Source organism: Mycobacterium sp. 852002-51163_SCH5372311, from assembly GCF_001667115.1.
Classification (GTDB): domain Bacteria; phylum Actinomycetota; class Actinomycetes; order Mycobacteriales; family Mycobacteriaceae; genus Mycobacterium.
Genome location: NZ_LZIJ01000164.1, coordinates 67020 through 87545, shown reverse-complemented (window position 1 = coordinate 87545; position 20526 = coordinate 67020). Strand labels below are relative to the sequence as shown.

Annotated in this window: 20 protein-coding genes; 12 read left to right on the top strand and 8 right to left on the bottom strand. The window is 65.9% G+C overall.

Features of this window, described 5'->3' with window-relative positions; translation table 11 throughout:
• Positions 1–120: 120 nt before the first annotated feature.
• Positions 121–630, bottom strand: a complete 510-nt coding sequence (locus A5791_RS18140) for a nitroreductase family deazaflavin-dependent oxidoreductase (RefSeq protein ID WP_231995945.1) — start codon at positions 628–630, stop codon at positions 121–123.
• A 45-nt stretch (positions 631–675) separates the two neighbouring features.
• Here A5791_RS18140 and A5791_RS18135 point away from each other — a divergent pair, with 45 nt between their 5' ends.
• From A5791_RS18135 to A5791_RS18110, 6 genes are all read left to right on the top strand, one after another.
• Positions 676–1440 carry a DUF427 domain-containing protein gene (locus A5791_RS18135; RefSeq protein ID WP_067239784.1) on the top strand — a complete coding sequence of 255 codons (765 nt, stop codon included), beginning with the start codon at positions 676–678 and terminating at the stop codon, positions 1438–1440.
• A 443-nt stretch (positions 1441–1883) separates the two neighbouring features.
• Positions 1884–3035: a YncE family protein gene (locus tag A5791_RS18130; RefSeq protein WP_067239760.1), complete on the top strand. Its 1152-nt coding sequence runs from the start codon at positions 1884–1886 to the stop codon at positions 3033–3035.
• Between the two features lie 123 nt (positions 3036–3158).
• Entirely contained in the window at positions 3159–4790 is a 1632-nt protein-coding gene (locus tag A5791_RS18125; protein WP_067239757.1) for a long-chain fatty acid--CoA ligase, read from the top strand.
• A 90-nt stretch (positions 4791–4880) separates the two neighbouring features.
• Positions 4881–5354, top strand: coding sequence for an SRPBCC family protein (locus A5791_RS18120; protein WP_067239754.1), 474 nt, complete (start codon positions 4881–4883; stop codon positions 5352–5354).
• A gap of 5 nt (positions 5355–5359) precedes the next feature.
• The gene (locus A5791_RS18115; protein WP_067239752.1) at positions 5360–6217 is read left to right on the top strand and encodes a class II glutamine amidotransferase; all 858 of its coding nucleotides are present in this window, start codon (positions 5360–5362) and stop codon (positions 6215–6217) included.
• A gap of 18 nt (positions 6218–6235) precedes the next feature.
• A complete protein-coding gene (locus tag A5791_RS18110) occupies positions 6236–7114 on the top strand; it encodes a patatin-like phospholipase family protein (protein ID WP_067239750.1) in 879 nt (292 codons plus the stop codon).
• Positions 7115–7116: 2 nt separating this feature from the next.
• Here the strand turns inward: A5791_RS18110 and A5791_RS18105 are convergent, their stop codons facing one another.
• Positions 7117–8190, bottom strand: a complete 1074-nt coding sequence (locus A5791_RS18105) for a patatin-like phospholipase family protein (protein ID WP_156661446.1) — start codon at positions 8188–8190, stop codon at positions 7117–7119.
• A 96-nt stretch (positions 8191–8286) separates the two neighbouring features.
• Positions 8287–8730 (bottom strand): lipoprotein LpqV, encoded by a 444-nt coding sequence (locus A5791_RS18100; RefSeq protein WP_369828096.1) that lies wholly within the window; start codon positions 8728–8730, stop codon positions 8287–8289.
• Between the two features lie 112 nt (positions 8731–8842).
• On the opposite strand from A5791_RS18100, the gene A5791_RS18095 reads away from it, so the two are divergent.
• Together A5791_RS18095 and A5791_RS18090 are read left to right on the top strand one after the other, a co-directional pair.
• Complete coding sequence (locus A5791_RS18095) at positions 8843–9454, top strand: cysteine dioxygenase (RefSeq protein ID WP_067239781.1); 612 nt, start codon at positions 8843–8845, stop codon at positions 9452–9454.
• Positions 9454–9900: a rhodanese-like domain-containing protein gene (locus A5791_RS18090; RefSeq protein WP_067239743.1), complete on the top strand. Its 447-nt coding sequence runs from the start codon at positions 9454–9456 to the stop codon at positions 9898–9900. The genes A5791_RS18095 and A5791_RS18090 overlap by 1 nt, the downstream gene beginning before the upstream one ends.
• Here the strand turns inward: A5791_RS18090 and A5791_RS18085 are convergent.
• Genes A5791_RS18085 through A5791_RS18075 form a run of 3 tightly spaced genes read right to left on the bottom strand, consistent with a single transcriptional unit; the run spans position 9897 to position 13484 of the window.
• Entirely contained in the window at positions 9897–11639 is a 1743-nt protein-coding gene (locus A5791_RS18085) for an alpha/beta-hydrolase family protein (protein WP_067239741.1), read from the bottom strand. The two genes, A5791_RS18090 and A5791_RS18085, sit on opposite strands and share 4 nt — an antisense overlap.
• 13 nt (positions 11640–11652) lie before the next feature.
• The gene (locus tag A5791_RS18080; RefSeq protein ID WP_067239739.1) at positions 11653–12426 is read right to left on the bottom strand and encodes an enoyl-CoA hydratase; all 774 of its coding nucleotides are present in this window, start codon (positions 12424–12426) and stop codon (positions 11653–11655) included.
• Entirely contained in the window at positions 12423–13484 is a 1062-nt protein-coding gene (locus tag A5791_RS18075; RefSeq protein WP_067239736.1) for an enoyl-CoA hydratase/isomerase family protein, read from the bottom strand. Before A5791_RS18075 ends, A5791_RS18080 begins: the two co-directional genes overlap by 4 nt.
• Positions 13485–13720: 236 nt before the next feature.
• Between A5791_RS18075 and A5791_RS18070 the strand changes: the two genes are divergently transcribed.
• Complete coding sequence (locus A5791_RS18070; RefSeq protein WP_067239734.1) at positions 13721–14584, top strand: Bax inhibitor-1/YccA family protein; 864 nt, start codon at positions 13721–13723, stop codon at positions 14582–14584.
• 116 nt (positions 14585–14700) lie between these two features.
• Here the strand turns inward: A5791_RS18070 and A5791_RS18065 are convergent, their stop codons facing one another.
• Positions 14701–15918 carry an acetyl-CoA C-acetyltransferase gene (locus A5791_RS18065; RefSeq protein ID WP_067239732.1) on the bottom strand — a complete coding sequence of 406 codons (1218 nt, stop codon included), beginning with the start codon at positions 15916–15918 and terminating at the stop codon, positions 14701–14703.
• Positions 15919–16003: 85 nt separating this feature from the next.
• Positions 16004–16975, bottom strand: a complete 972-nt coding sequence (locus tag A5791_RS18060) for an SGNH/GDSL hydrolase family protein (RefSeq protein ID WP_156661455.1) — start codon at positions 16973–16975, stop codon at positions 16004–16006.
• Between the two features lie 244 nt (positions 16976–17219).
• On the opposite strand from A5791_RS18060, the gene A5791_RS18055 reads away from it, so the two are divergent.
• From A5791_RS18055 to A5791_RS18045, 3 genes are all read left to right on the top strand, one after another.
• The gene (locus tag A5791_RS18055; protein WP_067239728.1) at positions 17220–18287 is read left to right on the top strand and encodes an alpha/beta hydrolase; all 1068 of its coding nucleotides are present in this window, start codon (positions 17220–17222) and stop codon (positions 18285–18287) included.
• 73 nt (positions 18288–18360) lie between these two features.
• Positions 18361–19755, top strand: coding sequence for a cystathionine beta-synthase (locus A5791_RS18050; RefSeq protein ID WP_067239725.1), 1395 nt, complete (start codon positions 18361–18363; stop codon positions 19753–19755).
• Positions 19756–19858: 103 nt separating this feature from the next.
• On the top strand, positions 19859–20473 hold the full coding sequence (locus A5791_RS18045) for an RDD family protein (RefSeq protein WP_067239724.1): 615 nt from the start codon (positions 19859–19861) through the stop codon (positions 20471–20473).
• The last annotated feature ends 53 nt before the right edge of the window (positions 20474–20526 follow it).

Below are 20526 nucleotides of genomic sequence, written 5' to 3'. Positions count from 1 at the left end.
CCCCGCACTAATCGACAACCACCGCTCCCTCCACTGAATTCGAGTCGACTGACTCACAACCAGACTGGCGAAGAGGGGCGCGTGCGATTTTGCGTCTGCTCGGCAACGGCTCGGCGGACTTCAATCGATGGGCTTGAGGCGAAATACCCTGATCTCGCGTGGCGCGCAGCTGGTGCGGTAGCTCTCGTAGCCGGCGTAGAAGTCGACGGCGGTGTCCCAGGCCTTGGCTCGGGCATCGCCGGTGAGCAATTCGGCGCGGTACTTCTTCGGCGGACCCTTGAATTCGATCGTGCACTCTGGATGTGTCTTCAAGTTGGCGCTCCACGCCGGATGGCTGGGCCGCCCGTAGTTGGAGCCGATCGCCAGCAGCCCGTCGCCGTCCTCGATCAACGCCAGCGGGTGCGTGCGCGGCTGTCCGGACTTGGCGCCCGTGCTCGTGACCAGTCCGACCTTGTCCAGTCCCATCGCGCTGAGCCGACCCTTGGTTCGCGGGATCAACACCTTGTCGATACGCGGCGCCACATGCAGCGCGAACTGGTATCCGGCCCGGCTCATGGCGAAGCGTTCAAACAGAGCTTCGTCGAGCCGGAGCCGGCGCCCTCGTCTGGGGCTTTCTCGTAGAAGTGCCACGGCTAGACAGTACTCGTGCGGTGGCAAGCTGAAACGATGAATGCGATGAGATCCGACACCGACTATCCCGAAGTGGCCGCGACCCGGGGAAGGATCGAACCGGCGCCACGTCGGGTCCGCGGCTTCCTCGGCCACGAGCTGGTCTTCGACACCACCGCGGCCCGCTATGTGTGGGAAATTCCTTATTACCCTGCGTATTACATCCCGTTGCGGGATGTCCGCACGGAGTTGCTGCGCGACGAGGACCACCCGCAGAAAGTGCAGTTCGGCCCGTCGCGGTTGCACTCACTGGTCGGGGCGGGTCAAACGCATGAGGCGGCCGCGCGCGTCTTCGACGGCGACGGCCCCGTGGCGGGGTATGTGCGGTTCGAGTGGGCTCCGCTGCGCTGGTTCGAGGAAGACGAGCAGATCTACGGTCACCCACGCAATCCCTATTCACGGGTCGACGCACTGCGATCGCACCGCCACGTCTGCGTTCAGCTCGACGGCGTGCTGCTCGCCGAAACCCACTCGCCGGTGCTGCTGTTTGAAACTGGCTTGCCCACAAGGTATTACATCGATCCGACGGACGTATTCTTCCAGCACCTGGAACCCACCTCGACATGGACGCTCTGTCCGTACAAGGGAACGACGTCGGGCTACTGGTCGGTGCGGCTGGGTGAGAACGTGTATCCGGACCTCGCGTGGACCTACCACTACCCGCTGCCCGCTGTTGCGCCGATAGCGGGTCTGGTCGCGTTCTACAACGAGAAGCTCGACATCAGCGTGGACGGCGCCGCGTCGCCGCGCCCGCGAACCCAGTTCAGCTAGAAGTGCGCCTACTGGGCGCTGACATTCTGCGCGTGACCAGCTGGCTTCGACACGCCCGATTGCGCGCAATGTGAGATGTGCCTCTTTTACGCGCTAATTCTAAGAGGCTCTTATTTTTGCCGTTGAAATAGCGAATCCCTAGGCGGTTAGCGGCAACCTCCAAGTCTCCTGCTGGGCATGGTAATTCGGTTTGCCTGGTGACAGCTCCTGGGATATGCGAAAACCGAAATATAAGATGTGCCTGAGTCGATAATGTGACGCAGGTAACACCACCGGATAGGAATTCTATTTAGCTGAAATTTACGCCGGTAAGCTCTTTTCTCAAGCAGTCGTAACAGCGTTTTATTTTGGCGCTGAATTATCAGGGCTGCCGGTGTCGCACCGGGTTGTAAGCGGCGTCTGCCGGCTCCAATGCACGTCCGACAAGCAAAGGCGGTGCCCACGTGAGTGATGTGAACGACCGACAGGTCGCCGGTTATGGCCATAACGAACAGGCACTGGACTTCCAGGCGGCAACGGGCGACGCGGACCTCGTCGAGATCCCGGTGCGCAACGGCCCGATCAGCGGCATCGCCGTCAGCCCCGACGGCCGCCGGCTGATGGTGACCCACTACGGCCACAACAACGTCTCGGTCATCCACACGGGCAGCCACCGGGTCGTACAGACCGTCGACGGCGTCGACGAGCCGTATGCGATCGTCGTCGACAGCCAAGATGCCGCCCGGGCCTACGTCAGCACGGCATCGCCCGCATATGACTCGATTGCCGCCATCGACACGTCCACCTACACCGTCGTCGAGACCTATCCGCTGGCACTGAGCATCAGCGACATCGCCGTGAGCTCCGACGGCAGGCACGTCTACGCCGGCCGCAACGACGTTCGTACCGCCGACGTCGCGGTGGTGGACACCGAGACGGGCAAAGTTCAGGTAATCGACATCGCGGAGCCCGGCACCAGCACGCAGTGCGTGCGCGTCAGCCCCGACGGCTCTCGCCTCTATGTCGGTGCCAACGGGCCGGCGGGCGGTCGGCTGGTCGTGATCGGCACCCGCGTCGACGACGCCCGCACCCCTGGTCACTCGCGCTGGCGGCGGCGGAAGAACGCCAAGAGCGCGGAAAACGGCTTGCGCGTCATCGACGCCGTCGAGATCGGCTTGCCCATCCGCGACGTCGCACTCAGCCCGGACGGCACCACCGCCTATGTGGCCAGTTGCGGTCCCGACGGCGGCGCCGTCCTCGATGTCTTACATGTCCTAGACACTCTCACCAACAAGATCACCGGCACGCGCAAGATCAGCGAGATCGCCGGCCTGCTCACCGGGTTGACGATCAGCGGCGACGGTGACCGCGCCTACCTGGTCAGCGATGACGGCATCACCGTCCTGTGCACCCTCACGCACGACGTGATCGGTACGGTCCGGGTGGGGACCCAGCCGTCGTGCCTGGTGGAAAGCCCGGACGGAAAGTACCTGTACATCGCGGGCTACGACGGCACGGTGAGCGTCGCGCCCGTCGCCTCGAGCATGACGAGCCTCGAGCCCGAGGGCGAGTGGGCCATGCCCGAGCTGATGCAGTACGAGGCGGCCCTCGTCTAACCCCGTGTCTGGGTAAAGCACGCTTCTCGGGGGAACCCGTTTCTCATGACTCGATACGGCGATACCATTCGGCCGACTGAACATGAGGCGGTGCTGCGCCGCGATTCATAAGGCGGTACATCGATGTACAGCACGATGCAGGAGTTCCCGTTGACCCTGGCCGCCGTCATGCGGCACGGCTGTAGCGTCCACGGAGCGCGTACGGTCACCACCAACACCGGCTCCGGCTACCGGAAGACCACCTACCGCGAGGTGGGTCAGCAAGCCGCGCAGCTGGCAAATGCGTTGCGCCGCATCGGCGTCAGCGGCGACCAGCGGGTCGCGACGTTCATGTGGAACAACGCCGAACACCTCGTCGCCTACCTGGCGGTGCCCACCATGGGCGCGGTGCTGCACACCCTCAATATCCGGCTCTTTCCCGAGCAGGTCACCTATGTGGCCAACGAGGCCGAGGACCAGGTGGTACTGGTCGACATGTCGCTGGCGAAACTGCTGGGACCGATCCTGCCCAGCCTCGAGACCGTGCACACGGTGATCGCCGTCGGCGACGGGGATTTGGCGCCGCTGCAGGAGTCGGGCAAGAACGTGCTGCGCTACACCGACGCGATCAGCGGCGAGCCGACCGAATTCGACTGGCCGGAGCTCGACGAGAATTCGGCGGCCGCGATGTGCTACACCAGCGGAACCACTGGCAACCCCAAAGGCGTTGTGTACAGCCACCGTTCGAGTTTTCTGCACACGATGGCGGCGTGTACGGCCAACGGCATGGGCCTGGGGTCCAGCGACAGCGTGCTGCCGATCGTGCCGATGTTCCACGCCAACGGGTGGGGTTTGCCGTACGCGGCACTGATGGCAGGTGCGGACCTGGTGCTGCCGGATCGCCACCTGGACGCCCGATCGCTGATCGACATGGTCGAGAAGTTGCGGCCCACGGTCGCGGGCGCGGTGCCGACCATCTGGAACGACGTCATGCACTACCTGGAGAAAGACCCCGACCACGACATGTCGTCGCTGCGCCTGGTGGTCTGCGGCGGCTCGGCCGTCCCGGTGTCGCTGATGCGCACCTTCGAGGAAAAGCACGGCGTCGAGATACGCCAGCTGTGGGGCATGACCGAGACGTCGCCGCTGGCGACCATGGCCTGGCCCCCGCCGGGAACGCCGGCTGATCAGCACTGGGCGTACCGCGGAACACAGGGCCAACCGGTCTGCGGAGTGGAAGCCCGAATCGTCGACGACGAAGGCAACGTGCTGCCCAACGACGGCAAAGCCGTTGGCGAAGTAGAGGTTCGCGGCCCATGGATCGCAGGCTCCTATTACCTGGGACGCGACGAGTCCAAGTTCGCGTCGGGCTGGTTGCGCACCGGCGACGTCGGCACCGTCGACGAACGCGGCTTCATCACGCTGACCGACCGCTCTAAAGACGTCATCAAGTCCGGCGGGGAATGGATCTCCTCGGTGGAGCTGGAGAACTGCCTGATCGCGCATCCCGATGTGATGGAGGCGGCGGTGGTCGGTGTTCCCGACGAACGCTGGCAGGAACGGCCGCTCGCCGTCGTCGTACTCAACGAGGGCGCGTCGGTGGCCGCCGCCGATCTGCGAAAGTTCCTGGCGGACAAGGTCGTTCGCTGGTGGTTACCGGAGCGCTGGGCGTTTGCGGACGAGATTCCGCGCACCAGCGTGGGCAAATACGACAAGAAGGCCATCCGGTCCCGTTACGCCGACAACGGCTACGACGTCACCGAGGTCCGCGACTAAGTACTGGCGAGCAGACGCAGAGTCGCATAATTTCGCCTCCGAACATGCGATTCTCTGTCTGCTCACGAGCAGCAGGGTGAGGAGTCCCCAATGGCAAGGTCCATCGTGGTCGAGCAATCGCGGGCAATACCCGTGACCGTCGAGGACGCCTTCGCTCGGACAATGCCCATCCCGCTGACGGACATCTGTTCGCAGTGGTACGGGCTGTTCCCGCCGATCAAGGAGGTCCGGGAGCAAAGCGGTGACTGGAATGCGGCCGGCCAGACCCGCGTCATCACCATGGTCGGCGGCGGCAGCCTGCGGGAGCGGTTGACCAGCGTCGACCCGCCGCGGTCTTTCGGCTACACCCTCTCGGGGATCACCGGCCCGATGGCGCCGCTGGTCAGCAAGATCGACGGTAAGTGGAGCTTCACGCCCGCGGGAACCGGGACGAATGTCACCTGGCAATGGACCATCCATGCCAAGTCGGATCTGACCGCGCGTCTGCTGCCGGTGCTCGGCAAGATGTGGCAGGGCTACGCCCGGGTGACACTCGAGAAGCTGTCCCGGCAGCTGGTGGGCTGAGCCGGATGTGCCGACTCTTCGGCCTGCACGCGGGCAGGACCGTGTGCACCGCGACATTCTGGCTGCTGGACGCGCCGGACAGCCTTTCCGAGCAGAGCAGACGCAACCCGGACGGCACCGGCCTCGGAATCTTTGACGAGCACGGCCAACCACAGCTGCACAAGGAGCCGATAGCCGCTTGGCAGGACATCGACTTCGCCACCGAAGCCCATGAGCTGACCGGCACGACCTTTGTGGCACATGTTCGCTATGCGACGACGGGGTCGCTCGACGTCCGCAACACCCACCCGTTCCTGCAGGACGGACGGATCTTTGCGCACAACGGGGTGCTGGAGGGTCTCGACGTCATCGACGAGCGGCTGCGCGAGCTCGGGACCGACGACCTGGTCTTGGGCCAGACCGATTCCGAGCGGGTGTTCGCGTTGATCACCGGCGCCATCCGCGCCCAAAACGGCGACGTGACAGCGGGTTTGGTCGACGCGATGAGGTGGATCGCGACGAACGTGCCGATCTATGCCGTCAACATATTGCTGAGCACGGCCACCGACATGTGGGCGCTGCGCTATCCGGACACCCATGAGCTCTACCTGCTGGACCGCCCGGCCGTGCCCGAATTCGATCTGCGCACCAAGCGCATCCGTGCTAAATCCGAGCATCTGCGCACCCGGCGGTCGGTGGTGTTCGCCACCGACCGCATGGACGACGACCCGGCCTGGCGTTTGATCGGCCCGGGGGAGCTGGTCCACGTCTCGGGAGCCCACGCCGGGCTGCAGATCACCCGAAGCCTGGTGCTGCCCGCCCCGCCCAGGCAGCTGCTGCGCCACGAGGATCTGTCCGTGGCCGTTCAGCAGGCGCAACACTGACTGGCATAGTGGACCCGCGTGACCACCAAACAAGCGCTGGTACTGGCCGGCGGAGGTTTAGCGGGAATCGCCTGGGAGACAGGTATTTTGCTCGGCATCGCCGACGAGTCGCCCGCGACGGCGCGGTTGCTGCTGGATTCGGATGTGCTGGTCGGGACGTCGGCCGGTTCGGCGGTTGCCGCGCAGATCAGCAGCGGCTGCTCACTTGAGGAGTTGTTCGAGCGGCAAGTCGTCGAGGCATCGGCGGAACTGGACCCGGGCGTCGATGTTGAAGTGATCACCGAGCTCTTCCTGTCCGCGCTGCGCGATCCGCCGCGGTCCGACGGACCACTGGACAGAACGCGGCGGCGGATGCAACAAATCGGGTCGGTGGCGCTGACGACCGAGACGGTTCCCGAGCCGGTCCGCCGTCAGGTGATCGAGCAGCGGTTGCCGTCCCACGACTGGCCGGACCGGGAGCTGCGAATTACCGCGATCGATGTCGCCACCGGTGAACTGGTCGTTTTCGATCGGGACAGCGGTGTGCAGCTCGTCGACGCCGTCGCGGCCAGTTGCGCGGTCCCGGGAGCGTGGCCGCCGGTGAGCATCGCCGGACGACGGTACATGGACGGCGGGGTGGCCAGCTCGGTCAACGTGTGCGTGGCCGACGACTGCGACGTGGCTGTGGTACTGGTGCCCTCCGGCGAGGACACTCCGTCGCCGTTCGGCGCCGGTCCGGCCGCCGAGATCGCCGGATTTCGTGGCAAGACGTTCATCGTGTTCGCAGACGACGACTCGTTGGCGGCTTTCGGTCCGAATCCACTGGATCCGGCCTGCCGGAGCAAATCGGCGTTGGCCGGCCGTTGGCAGGGGCGCCGTGCCGCCGCTGCGATCGCGCGGTTCTTCGACACGCTTTGAAGTCAGCCCTCGATCGCCGGCGCGCTGTCGTCCTCTGCTTCCAGGGCGTCCAGGGCGCTGGTGGCCAGCTCGCGGCCGGCTGCGATCACCTCCACCGCGCGGTGGAACTCGAGGCTTCGGCAGGTTGACCGCGGCACCTCGATCAGCAGGTCGGGTGGGTAGGCCGCCAGGGTATGGCGCGCCAGCGCAGATTGGGCGATGTCGATGGTCCGATTCATCACCTCGAAGCTGCCCAGTTTAGGGATTTCGGGCACCTCGTCGGGTTCGTCCCGCACGTCGGGGAGCTGCTCGTCGTCGGAGTCCGCAGACCAGGTTTCCGATTCCGGGAGCGCAGCACCAAGCCGTCCCAGCACCGCGCGGGCCGTGGGCCGGTCCAGCAGCGACTTCACCGCGCTGGTGTCGAGCAGCGCGGTGGTGCTGCGCATCATGCGGTTCAACCATTCGGCCGTGGCGCCGGGCTCCGCGTCGTGGCTGGCGCCCGGTTCACTCCCGTTGAGGCTCACCGCGATGGTCAGGTCGGCGTTGGTGGCCGCGATCGGCGCCATCGGCAATGGATCCAGGATGCCGCCGTCGGCCAAGAGCCGCCCGTCGACCTCGTGCGGGGCGATCACGCCCGGTATGGCGATGGATGCGCGGATGGCCACATCGAGGGGCCCGCGCTGAAACCACACCGATTTGCCCGCCAGCAGGTCGGTGGCCACGGCGGTGTAGGGAATGTCGAGGTCTTCGATGTCGATGGGGCCGAGAATGTCTCGCACCGCGTCCAGGATCTTCTCGGCCCGCAGCACTCCGGCGGCGGTGATCGACGGGTCCAGCAGGCGCAGGATCGTCCGCTGGGTCAGCGACTTCGCCCACTCGGCGAGATCATCCAGCCGTCCGGCGGCCTGCACACCGCCGACCAGCGCGCCCATCGAAGAACCGGCGATTCCGACGATCTCGTAACCGCGCTCTCGCAGCGCCTCGAGAACCCCGATGTGGGCGTAGCCGCGGGCGCCGCCGCTGCCGAGCGCCAGTGCCACCCGAGTGGGTGACGACCCGCGTGAGCGCAAAGCTACTGCGGCAGGTCCGTCGGGCATCTGTCCATTTTGCGCGGTGAAACCGCCATCATCGGCCCGGGTGGGCAATTTCGCACACCCGTGATCGCAAATGCTGTGGGGCCCGCGAGCGCGATCTCATCCGCATTCGTCGTTGGCGGCAGCCTTCGCTGCGGTGATCACTGCCGCCTGCCGCGCCGGGGTCAGATCCGCCCACCTCTTGTTCCAGCTTCCGGCGGTGCCGGATGGCGATGTCTGAACCATCGCCAGGTATGGCTCCAACGGTGACTCACCGTTCTTGGGTCGGGTCTCCATCCACTGTTTTGCGGCGTGACAGGCCTGGAAGTACTCCTCCTCGGTCGAATCCGCGGGGACGTCGACTCTGGTCGTCACACCCGCAGGGGAGACTCCGACGGCTTCCGGGGGAAGCGAACCCACCCCGCCGGGCACCGCCGACGACCGGGTGTGGGCAGCCGTGGGCTCACCGCTCACGGCTTGTGAGCAACCGCCGATTGTCGCCACCAAACCGGTCGCCAGGACCGCCATGACCCACAGTCGGGGGCGACAACGGCGACGGCGCACGTTGCCCAATCTATGCAACACTGTCGGGCGTGATGGAGCAGTTCGGGTTTTGCGAGTGTTGTCGGCGCTGACGCGCCGCCGCTTGCCCGATCCGTTCAACCTGGAGCTCCTCATGTCGTCCCCAGTTGCCACCCCTGTTGCGCTGCGCCCACTGACCACCTCGGTGCCCTCCGCGGGACCTACCCGGCTGCGCGTGCCCGACCTGCTGAACGCCACCGACCAGGCCGCCGACGACGTGCTGAGCGGACGCTGCGACCATCTGCTGCCCGCGGGCGGGGTACCCGTGGACAAGCGTTGGTTCACCCGCATCCACGGCGACGACGAACTCGACGTCTGGCTGATCAGCTGGGTTCCCGGCCACTCCACCGAACTGCACGATCACGGTGGATCACTCGGCGCGCTGACCGTCCTGTCCGGTTCGCTCAACGAATTCCGCTGGGACGGCCGGCGACTGCGGCGCCGCCGCCTGGACGCCGGGGACCAGGCCGGGTTCCCGCTGGGATGGGTCCACGACGTCGTGTGGGCGCCGAGGCCCGTCCAGGTCGTCGGGTCGCTGCCCGGAGCTGTTTCGGGACCGGTGCGGCACGCCGCGCCGCTACAGCCGACGCTGAGCATCCATGCCTATTCGCCGCCGCTGACCGCGATGTCGTATTACCAGGTCACCGAGCGCAACACGCTGCGCCGTGAGCGCACCGAACTGACCGACCAACCGGAAGGACCCTGATGAGCCGCATCGACCGCGTTCTCGCCGCCGCGCGCCGGCGGTACCGCCGTCTCACCGCCGCCGAGGTGCCCGACGCGCTGCGAAGTGGCGCTGTGCTCGTCGACATCCGGCCGCAGGCCCAGCGATTCCGCGAAGGCGAAGTTCCGGGGGCCCTGGTGATCGAACGCAACGTCCTGGAATGGCGCTGCGACCCGACCAGCGACGCCCGGCTCCCCGAGGCCGTCGACGACGACGTCGAGTGGGTGATCGTGTGCTCGGAGGGCTACACCTCCAGCCTGGCCGCGGCGGCGCTGCTCGATCTAGGCCTGCACCGTGCCACCGACGTCATCGGGGGCTATCACGCGCTGGCGGGTTCCGGAGTGCTGGACCAGCTGGCCGGAGGTGTCGGCGACCCACGCCACGGCGTATTGGCCGACGCCGCATCGACCAGTCGGCGCTGGATCTAGCCTCCGTCGCTGGGGTGCAGCAGCGGCCTCAATCGTTCGGTCTTGTCCGGCGTCCAGCCGGGTGGTGACAAGACGGCGGCCCACGCATCGGCGACGTCGGCCACGTACTTGTGCCCGTGCCCGTCCGGCACATCGACGGCCACCGCCATGTCGGCCGTGACCTGCAGGAATGTCACCACCGGGATCCACTGCGTCTCGGGCAGCACGTCGTAGCCCCGTTTTTCCCGCAACCAGTCCGGTTTGGCGAACAACAGATCCGGGGTCCACCAGGCGATGGGGTCGGAGGCATGCTGCAAGTAGACCACCCGGGGTGTGCCCCAATCGGCATTCGGACGCTGCAGATCCCTTGGCCGGGCGACGAACCGGACATTGCCGCCGTTGTGATAGATCGGCAGCCACTCCGGCGATCCCGAGTCGCGGGTGTTGGTCAAGTCGTTCCAGATGGTGTTGTTGAACGTCGGTCCGCTGAACAATGCGCCGTCGGTGCGGGCGAGTACGTTGTTGAGGCTCATGAACGGCGCCTCGCCGCCGAAGGATCCCAGGCTCTCGCCGAACACCACCAATTTGGGGCGCTGCCCTTCGGGCATCTGCCGGATGAGTTTGTCGACGGCCTCGAACAGTGCCTGCCCGGCGTGGCGGGCATTCTCCTTGTCGACCAGGAAGGACAGCCAGCTGGGCAGGTACGAGTACTGCATGCTCACGATCGCGGTGTTGCCGTTGTACATGTATTCGAGCGCGTCGGCTTCCGCCGCGTTGATCCAGCCGGTTCCGGTGGTGGTCGCCACGGCGACGACCGCGCGCTGCAGTCCGCCGGTGCGCTGCAGCTCCTGCGCGGCGAGCTCAGCGGTGGCCGTGATGCCCGGCTCGGCAGCGGAGTCCAGGCCGGCATACGCCCGGATCGGCGGGACGGCGGAGACTCCGTTGAACACGGTGAGTTGCTCGACGGTGGGGCCGGACGCGACGAAAATCCGGCCCTGATGCCCCAGCGACTTCCATGACACTTTCGATCCCGGACCACCTGAGCGCAGTTGAGTTTTGGGCGCCACGGTGTCGGGATTCGTTTCGTCGTTGACCTGCGCGAACGTGGAGTTCATCTTGCGCATCGCGTACTTGAGCACCACGCCGTTGAGCACGGTGATGGTCAGCGTCACGAGCAGGACCACCACGATGGTCGCCGAAAGGCGGAACGGCGCGATCCGGTCGACCTTTCCCACCAGGAAACTGACCAGCCAGCGGATGAACTGGCCGATTTCGACCAGGCTGAACAGCACGACCAACGACAAGACTCCGGACAGCGGATAGTCATACCAGTGCAGATGCTGGACACCCATCAGGTCGCGCACGCGGTCTTGCCAGACGTGGAACCAGATCGCCATGGCGACCTGGCCAACCGCGCCGACCGCGATGAGCGGCAGCCACGCCCACCGCGGCGCGGGCGGGCTGGAATCCTTCGAACGCATAAAACGGACCAGCCAGACGAAAAAGACGCCAAGGCCGTAGCCGATGGCGCCGGAGCAGCCGCTGACCACTCCCTGGAACAACGGACCGCGCGGCAGCAGCGACGGCGTCAGCGAGAACCAAATGAAAACCAGCCCGACCGCGGTACCGGTGTACGTGTAATGACGGACCCACCATGGCTTGCGGACCCGTTGCGGCTCAAGGGTTTTGGGGCTAGCCTCAGCTTCGGCCGGCTCTTGGGTCGGTTCTTCGGCTGTTGCCGCGACGGAACTTTCGCTCATCGGTGGGTTGACCTCATCGGTGGATGAAGTGCGGCGGCCGCTTCTCAATGAAGGCCGCCATCCCCTCGGACTGGTCGTCGGTCGCGAAGGTCGAGTGAAACAGCCTGCGCTCGTAGAGAATTCCCTCGGACAGCGTGGATTCGAACGACCGGTTGACGGCTTCTTTGGCCATTCGGGTCGCCGAGCGCGACATTTGCGAGATGGTGGTCGCGACGGCCTTTGCCTCGGACATCAAGTCGTCGGCGGGTACCACCCGCGAAACCAGGCCGCTGCGTTCGGCTTCGGCGGCGTCGATGGTGCGGCCGGTCAGGATGAGGTCCATGGCTTTGGCTTTGCCGATGGCTCGAGTCAGCCGCTGCGATCCGCCCATGCCGGGCAGCACGCCGAGTTTGATCTCCGGCTGGCCGAATTTCGCTGTGTCGGCAGCGATCAGCAGGTCGCACATCATCGCCAGCTCGCAGCCGCCGCCGAGCGCGTGTCCGGCCACCGCTGCGATCATCGGCGTGCGGACGGCGGCCAGCTTGCCCCACGGGGCGAAGAAGTCGGCGCCGAACGCGTCGGCGAAGCTGAGGGCGGCCATTTCCTTGATGTCGGCGCCGGCCGCGAAGGCCTTGGCCGAGCCGGTGATGATGATGGCCCCGATGTCCGAATCGTTGTCCAGTTCCGTTGCGGCGCTGGTTACTTCGTGCATCACCTGGCTGTTGAGCGCGTTGAGTGCCTGCGGCCGGTTCAGCGTGATGATGCCGACTCGCTGATCACGCTCTACCAGGATGGTTTCGTAAGTCATTCCGCACCTTTCGGGAAAGTCAAGTCGTCGTCAACGGGCTCGAAGTATGCCTCGATGTCGGCCGCCGTGACTTCGGCCAGCGTCGCTGGCGACCACTTCGGATGGCGATCCTTATCCACCAATTGCGCGCGGATTCCCTCTACCAGATCGTGGGAGCGCAGCGACGCCGACGACACCCGATAGTCCTGATTCAGAACATCTTCCAGCGTGTCCAGCTTGGCGGCCCGCCGGACCGCTGCCAGTGTCACCGACAACGCGATGGGGGAGCGAGTGCCGATCAGGTTGGCGGCATCTTCACCGGGCCCGCCATGGGCCCGCAGCGCGGCGACGATGTCTTCGACGGTGTCGCCCGCGAAACACTTGTCGATCCAATCACGTTGTGCGGCAAGGTCACTATTCGGCGGCTCAGTGGCGTAGTGGGCGACCGCGCTGGTGACGCCGTCGGCGACGATCGCGGTGCGGAATGCCTCGAGCTCGCTGTGCGGCACGTAATGGTCGGCGAAACCCAGCGCTATGGCGTCGGCGCCGGAAAACGGTGCCCCGGTGAGCGCGGCATACAGGCCCAGGGCCCCGGGTGCCCGGGACAGCAGATACGCCCCGCCGACGTCAGGAATGAACCCGATACCGACCTCCGGCATCGCGACCTTCGAGGTGTCGGTCACCACCCGGACATTCGCGTGTGCGCCGACACCGACCCCGCCGCCCATCACGATGCCGTCCATCAACGACACGTACGGCTTCGGAAACGCGCCGACTCGGGCGTTGAGCAGATATTCGTCGCGCCAGAATCGTCGCGCGTCGACGCCGTCCTTGCGTGCGCTGTGGTAGATCGCGACCACGTCGCCCCCGGCGCACAGTCCGCGTTCGCCGGCTCCCGACAGCACCACCGCGCGCACTTCGTCGTCGCGTGCCCAGCGGATGAGCACCGAGCTCAGCAACTCGACCATCGTCTGGTTCAGCGAGTTGATCGCCTTGGGCCGATTGAGTGTGATCAGGCCGATGCCGTTGTCGACCCTGGTCAGAACCTCGTTGGATTCGCCGGTAACGGCCTCAGTCACCCTCTAGTCTCCCCTCAAGCGGGTTGCCAAGCTGTCCAGAAATGCTGATCAAGACTTGACCAGCAATCTAGATCCTCAGTGACTCCGGGGTGCCCGCGGGTAAGGTACGTGTTGCTATGGACGATCAGATGCGAAGCCGGAAATGTCGTCGGCTCTGCCCGGAACCCGGGCGGATAACTGATCGTTGAGTAGTTGTTCGCACGGCTCGAGCCACAGCCCTAAGAGAGGATCCGACGGTGCGGGAGACAAGTAACCCGGTATTTCGTTCGCTGCCCAAACAGCGGGGCGGATACGCGCAGTTCGGCACTGGCCCGGCCCAGATGCAGGCGTATCAGGCCAACCCTTACGCCCCCTACCAGGAGGCCACAGCCTCCCGGCCGATGACCATCGACGACGTCGTCACCAAGACCGGCATCACGCTGGCGGTTTTGACCGTTGTCGGGGCGGTCTCGTTCTTCATGGTGGCGTCTAACCACGCACTGGCGCTGCCGTTTCTCGCGATCGGCGGGCTGGGGGCGTTCGTACTCGTGATGATCGCCATTTTCGCGCGCAAGCAGGACAACCCCGCGATCGTGCTCAGCTACGCCGTGCTCGAGGGGTTGGCACTGGGCGCCTTCTCGTTCGTGCTGACTTTCCCGGTGCGCGTCGGAGGCCAGGCGACCAGCGCCGGAATGATGATCGGCCAAGCGATCGCCGGCACCCTGGGCGTGATGTTCGGCATGCTCGTCGTCTACAAGACCGGCGCCATCCGGGTCACGCCGAGGTTCACCCGTATGGTCATCGCCGCAGGGTTCGGCGTGGTTGTTCTCGTGTTCGTCAATGCCCTTCTGGCGATATTCGGAGTCAACGGCGGCGCGGGCCTCGGCATCCGCGGCGGTCCACATGACGCCGGCATCCCCTGGCTGGCGGTGCTTTTCTCCCTGGTGGCCATCTGCGTCGGGGCGTTCTTCTTCCTGCTCGACTTCGATGAGGCCGATCAGCTCATCCGCGCCGGAGCGCCGGAGAAGGCGGCTTGGAGTGTCGCGCTGGGCCTCACCCTCACCCTGGTCTGGGTGTATACGGAGATCCTGCGCCTGATCACTTACTTCCAGAGCGACTAGCTCGCGAGACGCAAAGGCCCCCGACACATTGTCGGGGGCTTTTGCTGTGTCGGGCGTTCCGTTGATGTGATGAAGGAGCGGAGGCCCCGCCCCTTCATCACATCAACGGCAAAAAATCATGACAGCCGCTCGAGCACCATCGCCATGCCCTGGCCGCCGCCCACACACATGGTCTCCAGGCCGAACGTTTTGTCGTGGGTCTGCAGGTTGTTCAGCAGCGTGGTGGCGATACGGGCGCCGGTCATGCCGAACGGATGGCCCAAAGCTATCGCGCCGCCGGAAACGTTGAGCTTGTCCTCGTCGATTCCCAACTCGCGTGCCGAGCCCAGCACCTGCACCGCGAAGGCCTCGTTGATCTCGAACAAGTCGATGTCATTGATCGACATGCCGGCGCGTTGCAGCGCCTGCTTGGACGCCTCGATCGGCCCTAGGCCCATGATTTCCGGCGAGAGCCCGCTGACCCCGGTGGACACGATGCGCGCCAGCGGTGTCAGCCCCAGCTCCTTGGCCTTGGTGTCGCTGGTGATCACCAGCGCGGCCGCGCCGTCATTCAACGGACAGGCATTGCCGGCGGTCACGGTGCCGTTAGGCCGGAACACCGGTTTGAGCTCGCTGACCTTCTCGTATGTGGTGCCCGGCCGCGGCCCATCGTCGGTGCTGACGGTGCTGCCGTCGGGCAGGGTGACCGGGATGATCTCCCGGTCGAAGAATCCGCTCTTGATCGCCTCTTCGGCGCGGTTCTGGCTGCGCACCCCCCAATGGTCCTGGTCCTCGCGGCTGATACCGGTCATGATCGCCACGTTCTCGGCGGTCTGCCCCATCGCGATGTAGACATCGGGCACGTTCCCGTCCGCGCGGGGGTCGTGCCATTCGTCTGCGCCCGCGGCCGCGGCGCTCGTGCGCTCCTGGGCCTCGTCGAAAAGCGGGTTCTTGGTGTCCGGCCAGGAGTCGGAGTTGCCCTTGCCGAACCGGGATACGGTCTCGACGCCCGCTGAGATGAACGCGTCGCCCTCCCCGGCCTTGATCGCGTGGAACGCCATCCGGGTGGTCTGCAGCGACGACGAGCAGTACCGGTTGACGGTGGTACCCGGCAGGAAGTCGTAGCCGAGCGCAACCGCGACGACGCGCGCCATGTTGAAGCCCTGCTCGCCGCCGGGCAGACCGCATCCGAGGATGAGGTCGTCGATCTGATGCGGGTTCAGCGCCGGGACCTTGTCGAGTGCGGCGCGAACCATCTGTACGGCCAGGTCGTCGGGCCGCATGTTGACCAGTGACCCCTTCATGGCTCGGCCGATCGGTGAGCGGGCAGTTGAGACGATGACGGCTTCCGGCATGACGGCTCCTTTATTCGGGCTGCGGGCTCGCCTCGGATCGAGTGGTGAACCACCCCGGCCCGGCTTCAGTAAGACGCAGACAAATCTAGCCGCTGCTCACCGGTTCACACGAGGACGGGGCAGCCGGCGAAGGACGTCTCCAGAGGCGCGACATGACGCTGAGACGCGTATGCGCCTGACCCAGCACCGGGGCGCTGGGCCGCGACGGCAGTTGAATCGTTGGGCCGGCGTCCTTTTCGCTCGTCGCGATGCCCAGCGCATCGGACAGCGCGACTAGCAACTGTTCGGCCGCCAGCGCATACGCCGGGGCGGCGGGGTGATAGCCGTCCGGGGAGAACATCACGTCCGGCATGGTCCGGAAATGGGGTGCCATGAGCTGACCCAGTGGAACCGGCACGCCGCCGGCCGCCTTGACGGCGGTGGCCTGAGCGCGCGCCAGCTGCACACCTCGGGTGTGCGCGATTGAACGCAGCGGCTGGGGGATGGCGGTGATGACGCCCAAGTCCGGGCAGGTGCCGACGATCACCACCGCGCCGCGGGCGCGCAGCTTGTGTACCGCCATGCCCAGCCGCGCCGCGGACTGGCTGATGCCGTTCAGCCCCGTGATGTCGTTCGCGCCGACCATTACGATCGCCGCGTCCGGCGGTGGGCCGGCCACGAACATCGCGTCTACTTGGCCGCCAACGCCTTTCGAGGTGGCCCCGACGATGGCTTTGGTGCTCAACCGGACCCGCTTGCCGGTGTGCGCGGCCACTGCGCGGGCGATCAGCACGCCGGGCACTTCGTCGACACTGGTGCAGCCGTAGCCGGCGGCCGTCGAGTCGCCGAACATCATCAGGTGCAGGTCGACGGGCATGCCGCGCTGCCAGCGCTGGACCGGCCCGCCGCCTCGGGTGTACACGCCGTCGGCGCGCGGTGGGACGTCCCACGACTTCGGAATGATGGTGCGCGCCTGCGTCGCCTGGCCGACCAGTAGATTGCGCGCCCCCAAGTAGGCCGTACCTGTCGAGGCAAGCGCACCTGCTGTGGCCAGAGCGATCGTCGAGCGACGCGGCACCCGTATGGTCACGCATCAAGTTTAGGTCGTCTGCAGAGTTTGCGTGTGCCACCGACAAACTGCGCCATTACGTTGTGGAAGAAATGTGGTATCGAATTAGCTTCTTCACATGTTGTACCCAGAAAGCGCTGTCAAGCTAAGTTTGCGGGGTTGGCAGAAAGCCTGGGGATAAGCAGTTGAACCGAAGCCCAAGCCGCTTCGTCACATGCTGTATCGGACTACAACGGCGTAGGAAGTGTTGAGCATGACCGCACCTAGTAAGGTATCCGGCTCGCCCCGCCATGCCATCCGGCCGCGCGACATACTGCGCGCCCGTAGGGCCGAAACCCGCATATTCGCCATCAGCGACGCCGCTCCCGTCGAGGTACTGGAATCCGGGCCTAGCATCCCTGCGCGATTAGCCACGCTGGCCTCATGGTTGACAATCCGGCCGGTTCTAGCCGTCGGCAGCTACGTTCCCAATCTGCCCTGGCCGTGGAGTCTCGTCGACCTGACGGCCAAGATGCTGCTTCCGGTGTCCGCTACCGTGCGGGCCGAGGTGACCTTGCCCAATGCATCCGCTCAGCTGGTGCGAGCGCCCGGGGTGTTGCCCGCGGATGGCACGCGACGGGTAGTTGTCTATCTGCACGGCGGTGCATTCCTGACTTGCGGAGCAAACTCCCATGGCCGCCTCGTTGAGTCGCTATCGAAGTTTGCTGACGCGCCGGTGCTGATCGTCAACTACCGGCTGCTGCCCAAGCATTCGATCGGAATGGCCTTGGACGACTGCTACGACGGCTACCGCTGGCTGCGCTCGCGCGGCTACGAGCCGGACCAGATAGTACTGGCAGGAGATTCCGCCGGCGGCTACCTCGCGCTGGCCCTCGCGCAGCGTCTGCAAGACGAAGGCGAGGAGCCCGCCGGGCTGGTGGCAATCTCGCCACTGCTTCAGCTAGCAAAGGAATGCAAGCAGGCGCATCCCAACATCAAGTGCGATGCGATGTTCCCGGCAAAGGCGTTCGACGCGCTTATCGAGTTGGTTGCTAGCGCCGCCGCCAAGCACATTGTCGACGGCAAGCCCGAAGAGATTTACGAGCCTTTGGAGCACATCAAACCCGGCCTGCCGCGGACGCTGATCCACGTTTCCGGGTCGGAGGTGTTGTTGCACGACGCGCAGTTGGCTGCCAGCAGGCTGGCGGCCGTCGGGGTGCCCGCCGAGGTACGTGTCTGGCCTGGCCAGGTTCACGACTTCCAACTCGCTGCTCCGCTGGTGCCCGAGGCGCTTCGTTCGCTGCGCCAGATCGGCGAGTACATCCGCGAAGCCACCGGATAACTCCACCGGTCCGGCTGTGCCGGGCCGGTGGAGTGGTTGTGCGCGGCCCCAAATCGCCTGAGACGATGAACGCATGCGGATTGCGCAGCACATCAGTGACCTCATCGGTGGCACGCCACTCGTTCGCCTGAACTCCGTCGTCCCACCAGGTGCCGGCACCGTGTTGGCAAAGGTCGAGTACCTCAATCCCGGCGGCAGCTCCAAAGACCGGATCGCGGCCAAGATGATCGACGCCGCCGAGGCCAGCGGCCAGCTGAAGCCGGGCGGCACGATCGTCGAACCCACGTCGGGCAACACCGGTGTCGGGCTGGCGCTGGTCGCCCAGCACCGCGGCTACAAGTGCATCTTCGTCTGCCCCGACAAGGTCAGCGAGGACAAGCGCAATGTGCTGCTCGCCTACGGCGCTGAAGTAGTGGTTTGCCCGACGGCGGTGCCCCCCGACGATCCGGACAGCTACTACAGCGTGTCCGACCGGCTGGTCGGGGAGATTGACGGCGCCTGGAAACCAGACCAGTACGCCAACCCCGAGGGCCCGGCCAGTCACTACGAGACCACCGGACCGGAGGTGTGGGCCGACACCGACGGCAAGGTCACGCATTTCGTCGCCGGCATCGGCACCGGCGGGACGATCACGGGTGCGGGCCGCTATCTCAAAGAGGTGTCGGGTGGTCGGGTGCGCATCGTCGGCGCCGATCCCGAGGGATCGGTGTATTCGGGCGGCGCCGGCCGGCCATATCTGGTCGAGGGGGTGGGCGAGGACTTCTGGCCGGCCGCGTACGACCCGACCGTGCCCGACCAGATCATTGCAGTGTCGGACTCCGACTCCTTCAACATGACCCGGCGGCTGGCGCGCGAAGAAGCGATGCTGGTTGGCGGGTCCTGCGGAATGGCGGTGGTGGCCGGGCTGAAGGTGGCCGTCGAGGCCGGGCCGGACGCGCTGGTCGTCGTGCTGCTGCCCGACGGCGGGCGCGGCTACATGTCCAAGATCTTCAACGACGCGTGGATGTCGTCATACGGGTTCCTGCGCAGCCGCCTCGACGGGTCCACCGACGAGTTCACCGTCGGTGACGTGCTCCGCCGGAAATCCGGTGAGCTGCCCGACCTGGTGCACACCCACCCGTCGGAGACCGTGCGCGACGCGATCGGCATCCTGCGCGAGTACGGAGTGTCCCAGATGCCCGTCGTCGGCGCCGAGCCGCCGGTGATGGCCGGCGAGGTCGCCGGCAGCGTCTCCGAACGCGAACTGCTCTCCGCCGTATTCGAGGGACGGGCGAACTTGGCCGATGCGGTGGCGGAGCACATGAGTCCGCCGCTGCGGATGATCGGCGCCGGCGAGTTGATCAGCGTGGCCGGCAAGGCTTTGCGTGACTTCGACGCGTTGATGGTGGTGGAACAAGGCAAACCGGTCGGCGTCATCACCCGGTACGACTTGTTGGGTTTCCTCTCCGAAGGGCCGCGTCGACGGTAGCCGCGGTCCCGAGGTGACGGCCGCATCAAGGCGCTCAGGTACGGTGATGCGGCCCAGTTCAGCTTCTTCCCTTGTTTGTGTCTTCCGAGTGGAAGGTTGCCCCATGACCGAACAACCGCCTCCTGGCGAGTTCTCCCCGCCGCCCCCGCCACCTCCGCTGCCCGACGGCATGTCCTATCCGCCGCCGCCCCCGTCCTCGGGTGCCGTCGCGCCGCCACCGCCCGGACCGGCGGTGCGGGCTCAGCCGACGGAGAACTACACGCCGTGGACCACGCGGGCGCTGGCTGGGCTCATCGACTACGGCCCGGTCTACCTTGTGATCGGCATCGGCGCAGTGCTCAACGCTGTTCTCACCGGCTCGGGCTCGTGCGCCCCCAATGCCTCGGGGTACACCGCAACCACGCAGTGCTCCGAGCCCTCGGTGATCGGCCCGGTGTCGTTTGCCGTGCTGCTGCTGGCCGGGCTTGCCTACATGTTGTGGAACAACGGCTACCGCCAGGGCACCACCGGGTCGAGCATCGGCAAGTCGATCATGAAGTTCAAGGTGGTCAGCGAAATCACCGGGCAGCCACTCGGTTTCGGGATGTCCGTCTTGCGTCAACTCGCGCACACAGCCGACGCGGCCATCTGCTATATCGGCTTTCTGCTCCCCCTGTGGGACGGGAAACGTCAAACGCTGGCGGACAAGATCATGACGACGGTGTGCCTGCCGATCTGACGGTGCCGCTCGTCGAAGTGAGCTCGCCGCGTCCGGCTACGCAGCGCTCGCGA